6 protein-coding genes are annotated in these 5,786 nt (G+C 71.4%); 2 read left to right on the top strand and 4 right to left on the bottom strand.

What is annotated here, in order from left to right; all coding sequences use genetic code 11:
- The coding region (locus B9S61_RS05950) for a hypothetical protein (protein WP_103541247.1) at positions 1-686 on the top strand (686 nt) is incomplete at its 5' end.
- Between the two features lie 225 nt (positions 687-911).
- Entirely contained in the window at positions 912-1,715 is an 804-nt protein-coding gene (locus B9S61_RS05945) for a hypothetical protein (protein WP_219819893.1), read from the top strand.
- On the opposite strand, the gene B9S61_RS05940 is transcribed toward B9S61_RS05945, so the two are convergent.
- The 4 genes from B9S61_RS05940 to B9S61_RS05925 form a co-directional block, all read right to left on the bottom strand.
- On the bottom strand, positions 1,619-3,067 hold the full coding sequence (locus B9S61_RS05940) for a glycine hydroxymethyltransferase (RefSeq protein WP_103541246.1): 1,449 nt from the start codon (positions 3,065-3,067) through the stop codon (positions 1,619-1,621). The genes B9S61_RS05945 and B9S61_RS05940 overlap by 97 nt on opposite strands.
- 228 nt (positions 3,068-3,295) lie before the next feature.
- On the bottom strand, positions 3,296-4,489 hold the full coding sequence (locus B9S61_RS05935; protein WP_103541245.1) for a glutathionylspermidine synthase family protein: 1,194 nt from the start codon (positions 4,487-4,489) through the stop codon (positions 3,296-3,298).
- A gap of 7 nt (positions 4,490-4,496) precedes the next feature.
- On the bottom strand, positions 4,497-4,844 hold the full coding sequence (locus B9S61_RS05930; RefSeq protein ID WP_103541244.1) for a hypothetical protein: 348 nt from the start codon (positions 4,842-4,844) through the stop codon (positions 4,497-4,499).
- A 192-nt stretch (positions 4,845-5,036) separates the two neighbouring features.
- The gene (locus B9S61_RS05925; RefSeq protein WP_103541243.1) at positions 5,037-5,681 is read right to left on the bottom strand and encodes a dihydrofolate reductase family protein; all 645 of its coding nucleotides are present in this window, start codon (positions 5,679-5,681) and stop codon (positions 5,037-5,039) included.
- Positions 5,682-5,786: the final 105 nt, after the last annotated feature.

Genomic DNA, 5,786 nt, shown 5'->3' with positions numbered 1-5,786 from the left:
GCACCTTCCGCGGCAACAACCCCGCCTTCGTCACGGCCACCGCGGCCCTGTGCGGGCTGCTGACGGTGCTGGTACTGACGCCGCCGGTGCGGGCGGCGGTGACCGACTGGTTCGGTTTCGCCGGGGTCGAGGTGCGGTACGACCCGTCGGCGGTGCCCTCGCCGGGTGCCGAGGTGCCGGGCTGCGGGCGGTCGGTGTCGCTCGGTGAGGCGGAGCGGCGTGCCGGGTTCGCGCCGTTGGTTCCGGCGACGCTGGGTGTTCCGGACGCGGTGACGGTGGGCGCGCTGCCGCGGGGACGGACTGTGGTCGGTCTGTGCTGGCGGGAGGAGGGGCGGACGATCCGGCTGGACGAGTTCCCGGGCCGCCTGGACTTCGCCTTCACCAAGAGTGTGCGCGAGCAGCCCGAGTTCCTGTCGCCGGACGGGGAGGGCACGGCGGACGGGTCCGCGGAGCCGGTCCTGTGGTTCTCGCGGCCGCATGTGCTGACCTTCTGGATGGTCGACACGGACGGGCACCGGTTCACCCGGGCGGAGCGTACGGCGGGGCCGACGCTGCTGTGGGTGGCCAGGGGCGCGGCGGACGGCGAGAGGGCCGCGGCGGACGGGGTGACGCTGCGGCTGGAGGGGGTGGCGTCGAAGGCACGGGCGCTGGAGATCGCGGACTCGGTCGGGGAGGCGGGCGGGTAGCCGGACCTCTCCTCCCGGGTCCGGGAATCCGTGGCGGACCGGAGGGGAACCCCGGCGGCTCGGGCGGTGTACCAGAAGTGACAGGCGGCTCGTGGGCGGGCCGCACGGGGATCGGCCGGCCGAGTGGGGGCACGGATGCGTGGGTGGCGCGGGTGGAGCGGGTGGCGGGGCAGTGTCCGCCGACTGACGGTGAGCGCGGGGGCCTTGGGGGCCGCACTGGCCCTGATGACGGTGGGAGCGTCACCGGCCGCCGCCGGGGGGCCGACGAGCGTGCTGGTGGTCTCGCCGGAGAGCCAGGAGACGGCTTCGCTGTACTACTCCGACGCCGATTACACCCGGCTCCGGAGGAGTCTCGGTCCGGTCGGCGCGGGCACCCGTGAGAGGCCGCCGGAGGCCGACTCGGCCTCGGCCCGGCTGATCAACGTGACGTGGATGGTGCACGACGTGACGCCCTGGCGCGTGGACCGGATCTTCCTGGGGGACGCGGACGAGGACGTGTGGATACACACGGCGTCGCAGCTCCATACGTCGTCGAACGGCGTCTGGCACCGCGCCGAGGACCCGATGGGTCTGCACAAGCTTCTGTACGGGCTGGGTGTGAAGGGCGAGAGGACAGGCCCCGGATCGACCTCCGGGATGTACCCGGCACCGTGGGAATCGGCGCAGGCCGACCCGGCAACCGGCGAGGGCGCGGTCGCAGCGACGTCCGAGACCCGCGCTGTGCCGGCCGACTCCACCGACTGGTGGTGGGCGGTACCGGGGGCGGTGGCCGGGGCGGCGCTGGCCCTGCTGCTGCGTCCGTACGGGACACGGCTGATCCACCGGCGGAAGGACGACCCCGGCCCGCGACAGGAGCTGCTGGACGTCCGACGACGGCGCACGGCGGCCCGGTGCGCGACCGGACCACCGTGCGCGACTCGCGAGGGGGCTCCTCAGCCCAGGTCGATCTCCGGGTACAGCGGGAAGCCCGCGACCAGGTCGGTGGCGCGGCGGGAGATCTCGTCGGCGACCTTCGCGTCGAGGACGTGAGAGGCCTTGGAGGGAGCACCGGACTTGGTGGTGCCGGACTGCGTGGTGGTGAGGACGCGGTCGATCAGGCCCGCGACCTCGTCCATCTCCGCCGTGCCGAGACCGCGCGTGGTGAGCGCGGGGGTGCCGATGCGGATGCCGGAGGTGTACCAGGCGCCGTTGGGGTCGGCGGGGATGGCGTTCCGGTTGGTGACGATGCCCGAGTCGAGCAGGGCGGCCTCGGCCTGGCGGCCGGTGAGGCCGTAGGAGGTGGCGACGTCGATCAGGTTGAGGTGGTTGTCGGTGCCGCCGGTGACCAGGGTGGCGCCGCGGCGCATCAGGCCCTCGGCGAGGGCGCGGGAGTTGTCGACGATGCGCTGGGCGTAGTCCTGGAAGGCGGGCTGCCGGGCCTCGGCGAGGGCGACGGCCTTGGCGGCCATGACGTGCGGGAGCGGTCCGCCGAGGACCATCGGGCAGCCGCGGTCGACCTGATCCTTGAGGGAGTCGTCGCACAGCACCATGCCGCCGCGCGGGCCGCGCAGCGACTTGTGCGTGGTGGTGGTGACGATCTGGGCGTGCGGGACCGGGTCGAAGTCGCCGGTGAGGACCTTGCCGGCGACGAGACCGGCGAAGTGCGCCATGTCGACCATGAGCGTGGCACCGACCTCGTCGGCGATCTCCCGCATGATCCGGAAGTTCACCAGCCGGGGGTAGGCGGAGTAGCCGGCGACGATGATCAGCGGCTTGAACTCGCGGGCGGAGAGGCGCAGCGCCTCGTAGTCGATCAGGCCGGTGGCCGGGTCGGTGCCGTAGGACCGCTGGTCGAACATCTTGCCGGAGATGTTCGGGCGGAAGCCGTGGGTGAGGTGACCGCCGGCGTCCAGGGACATGCCGAGCATGCGCTGGTTGCCGAAGGCGCGGCGCAGTTCGGCCCAGTCGGCGTCGGAGAGGTCGTTGACCTGACGGACTCCGGCCTTCTCCAGGGCGGGTACCTCGACACGCTGCGCGAGGACGGACCAGAAGGCGACGAGGTTGGCGTCGATACCCGAGTGCGGCTGGACATAGGCGTGCCGGGCGCCGAAGAGCTCCCTGGCGTGCTCGGCGGCGAGCGACTCGACGGTGTCGACGTTGCGGCAGCCGGCGTAGAAGCGGCGGCCGATGGTGCCCTCGGCGTACTTGTCGCTGAACCAGTTGCCCATCGCGAGGAGGGTGGCCGGGGAGGCGTAGTTCTCGGAGGCGATCAGCTTGAGCATCTCGCGCTGGTCGGCGACCTCCTGGCCGATGGCGTCGGCGACACGCGGCTCGACGGCGCGGATCACGTCGAGGGCGGAGCGGAAGGCGGTGGAAGCGGTGGAGAGGGGCTCGGCAGACATGAGGGACCTCCGGGACGTGGCGTTCGGCGTTCACGGTACGGCCCAGGCGCACGGCACACGTCCGGTCCCCGGGGTCGCCGGGGGCGGGGGCCGCTTCCCGATGGTTGCTCCATCCCAGCACGCCAGTCACGGCCCACCGTCAGATTACCGGGCGGCACGCAGTACCACGGGGCGGCGTCCACCATACGGGCGCGGTCCCCCGCGCCCCTCCGGGTCACCACCGGCGCGCTAAAGGATCACGTGGGGCAGGAAGCGGGCGTATTCGTCCGTCACCAGGCCGGAGGATTCCCTGATGCCGAGGCCGGCCGACTCGTTCTCCACCACCCAGGCGCCGAGGACGACGTGGTTGCCGTCGAAGTCGGGAAGGGGGGCGAACTGCTGGTAGCAGCAGGGCTCGTCGCGGAGCACGGGGTCCCCGGTCCCTGTGCCGGGCTCGTGAATCGTCACTCCGGCGCCCTCACGCCCCAGCAGCGGCTTGGCGACATACCCCGCCGTGTCCGCCAGCTCGCGCGGCCCGTCGAGATAGGCGGGGAGGAGGTTCGGATGCCCGGGGTACAGCTCCCACAGGATCGCCAGCAGCGCCTTGTTGCTGAGCAGCATCTTCCAGGCGGGCTCGATCCAGAGGGTGGAGCCGGTGCCGCCGCCGTTGTCGAGGGTGTCGAGCACGTGATCGGCGAAGCGGTCGGTGGTCAGCCACTCCCAGGGGTAGAGCTTGAAGATGCTGCGGATGAACCGCAGCCCGTTGTCGACGAAGCGGCCGGAGAGACGGTCCCAGCCGATCTCCTCCATGGAGAGCCGGCCGGTGTCGAGCCCTGCCTGCTCGGCGGTCTCCTTGAGATAGGCGACCGTCATCAGGTCCTCCCCCAGCTCGTCGGCGGAGGAGTGGGCGAAGTACAGGGGACTGCCCGGCGGAAGGAGGGCGGCCTGCTTCTTCCAGGCGTCGATGAGGCGTTCGTGGAGGGAGTTCCACTGATCGGCGCCGGGGAAGCATTCCTCCATCCAGAACCACTGGGGGGAGGCTGCCTCCACCAGGGAGGTGGGGGTGTCGGCGTTGTACTCCAGCAGCTTCGCGGGGCCGGTTCCGTCGTAATGGAGGTCGAAACGGCCGTAGAGGGAGGGGAGTTCCGCACGCCGCCGCCATGCCTCACCGACCGCGTGGGCGATCCGCGGATCGGTGATGCCGAGGTCGGCGAAGCGGTCGGCCGTGACGATGTGCTCGGCCGCCGCGAGGCACATGCCGTGCAGTTCCTCGACGACCTCTTCCAGTGCCTCGACCTCCTCCAGGGAGAAGACGTAGTAGGCGCTCTCGTCCCAGTAGGGCCGCAGCGACCCGTCCGGATAACGGGTGAGCGGGTAGATGAGCCCCTGCTCCTCGACGGTCTCCTGCCAGTTGGGGCGGGGTTCGATGGTGCGTCGTTCCATGGCCCGCTCAGCCGCCGCCGCTGCCGGAGCCCGAGCAGCCGAAGCCGCCCCGGTCGACGGCCTCACTGCGGCTGAAGGTGCCGTCGTCGGCGTAGCCGGCGCTGACGCCGGCGTCGGCGTACCAGTCGGAGTCCCCGCCGCGGGACTTCCTCTTGCCGTAGGAACCGGAGGAGGAGGAACCCGCCTTGCAGTTCTTGTCGGCGACGACCTTGTAGCCGTTGAGGTAGTCGTAGCTGTCCCGGTCCACACAGCGCCGGTCCGGATCCGACCCGCACGCCGACAGCGTCGCCGCGAGGACCCCCATCCCCCCGAGCACCACCGTGCTGGACCGCAACCGCCGCCGTGATTCGGCCATGACTCCCCCTTGCGCCGCTTCCACCGTCCGCCGGGACCTGGTTCGGCTCGCGGCGGACAGCCTAGAGACCGACGGCGCCTCACGCACGGGAGCCCCCTGCTCTCACGCTCATCTCCCCGCGGTTTCGCCCCCTTTGACATGTCTGAGCCACTTCCGTGATGTGCGGCGAGGGGTCTCGCGCGGGGCCTCGTGTCACTTCCGCCAGAAAAGGTGGTGGGTCACTCCGCTCGGGCTCGGCACGACCTCGAGGTGGAATCGGTCGCGCAGTTCGTCGGGCGACTCCCAGAGCCGGAGGCCGGTACCGAGCTCCAGCGGTGCGACCGCCACGTGCAGGGTGTCGACGAGGTCGGCATCGAGGAACTGCCGGATGGTGGTGACCCCGCCGCCGAGCCGGACGTCCTTGCCCCGCGCCGCCTCCCGCGCCTGTTCCAGGACGGCGTCCGGGGTGCCCTCGACGAAGTGGAACGTGGTGTCGGAGAGCGTGAACGACGGACGCCCGTGGTGGGTCATGACGAACACGGGCGTGCGGAACGGGGGCTCGTCGCCCCACCAGCCGCGCCATTCGTGGTCGTTCCAGGGCCCGCGCTGGGGCCCGAACTTGTTGCGGCCCATGATCTCGGCACCGATGTTGCGGGCGAAGTCCCGGGTGAAGTAGTCGTCCAGGCCGCGGGTCCCTCCGGGGTCGGTGCGGTTGGGCCAGCTCGCCGTGGCGCCCGCCCAGGCGAAGAGCCTCGCCGGGTCGGCGTGGCCGAACGGGCGCTCCAGGCTCTGGTTCTCACCGGCGCCGATGCCGTCACTCGAGACGCTGATGTTCATGACCCTCAGTAGCTGTTCCATGTCTCCTCCTGGTCGGGTCCTGGCACATTTCCCCGGGGGGCGATGCGCTTCACACAAGGACGTCGAACGGAGCACGGCCGGATCGACAGCGGCCCGGAGATTTCC

This window comes from Streptomyces sp. SM1 (assembly GCF_002910825.1).
GTDB classification, from domain to species: Bacteria; Actinomycetota; Actinomycetes; order Streptomycetales; family Streptomycetaceae; genus Streptomyces; species Streptomyces okerensis.
Note: the sequence above shows the minus strand (reverse complement) of the source record. Positions and strands in the feature narration are given on the sequence as shown.

Excerpts from the sequence above, each read along its gene's own strand:
- B9S61_RS05945 (WP_219819893.1), top strand. The coding sequence starts at position 912 with ATGACGGTGGGAGCGTCACCGGCCGCCGCCGGGGGGCCGACGAGCGTG.
- B9S61_RS05940 (WP_103541246.1), bottom strand. The coding sequence starts at position 3,067 with ATGTCTGCCGAGCCCCTCTCCACCGCTTCCACCGCCTTCCGCTCCGCC.
- B9S61_RS05935 (WP_103541245.1), bottom strand. The coding sequence starts at position 4,489 with ATGGAACGACGCACCATCGAACCCCGCCCCAACTGGCAGGAGACCGTC.
- B9S61_RS05930 (WP_103541244.1), bottom strand. The coding sequence starts at position 4,844 with ATGGCCGAATCACGGCGGCGGTTGCGGTCCAGCACGGTGGTGCTCGGG.
- B9S61_RS05925 (WP_103541243.1), bottom strand. The coding sequence starts at position 5,681 with ATGGAACAGCTACTGAGGGTCATGAACATCAGCGTCTCGAGTGACGGC.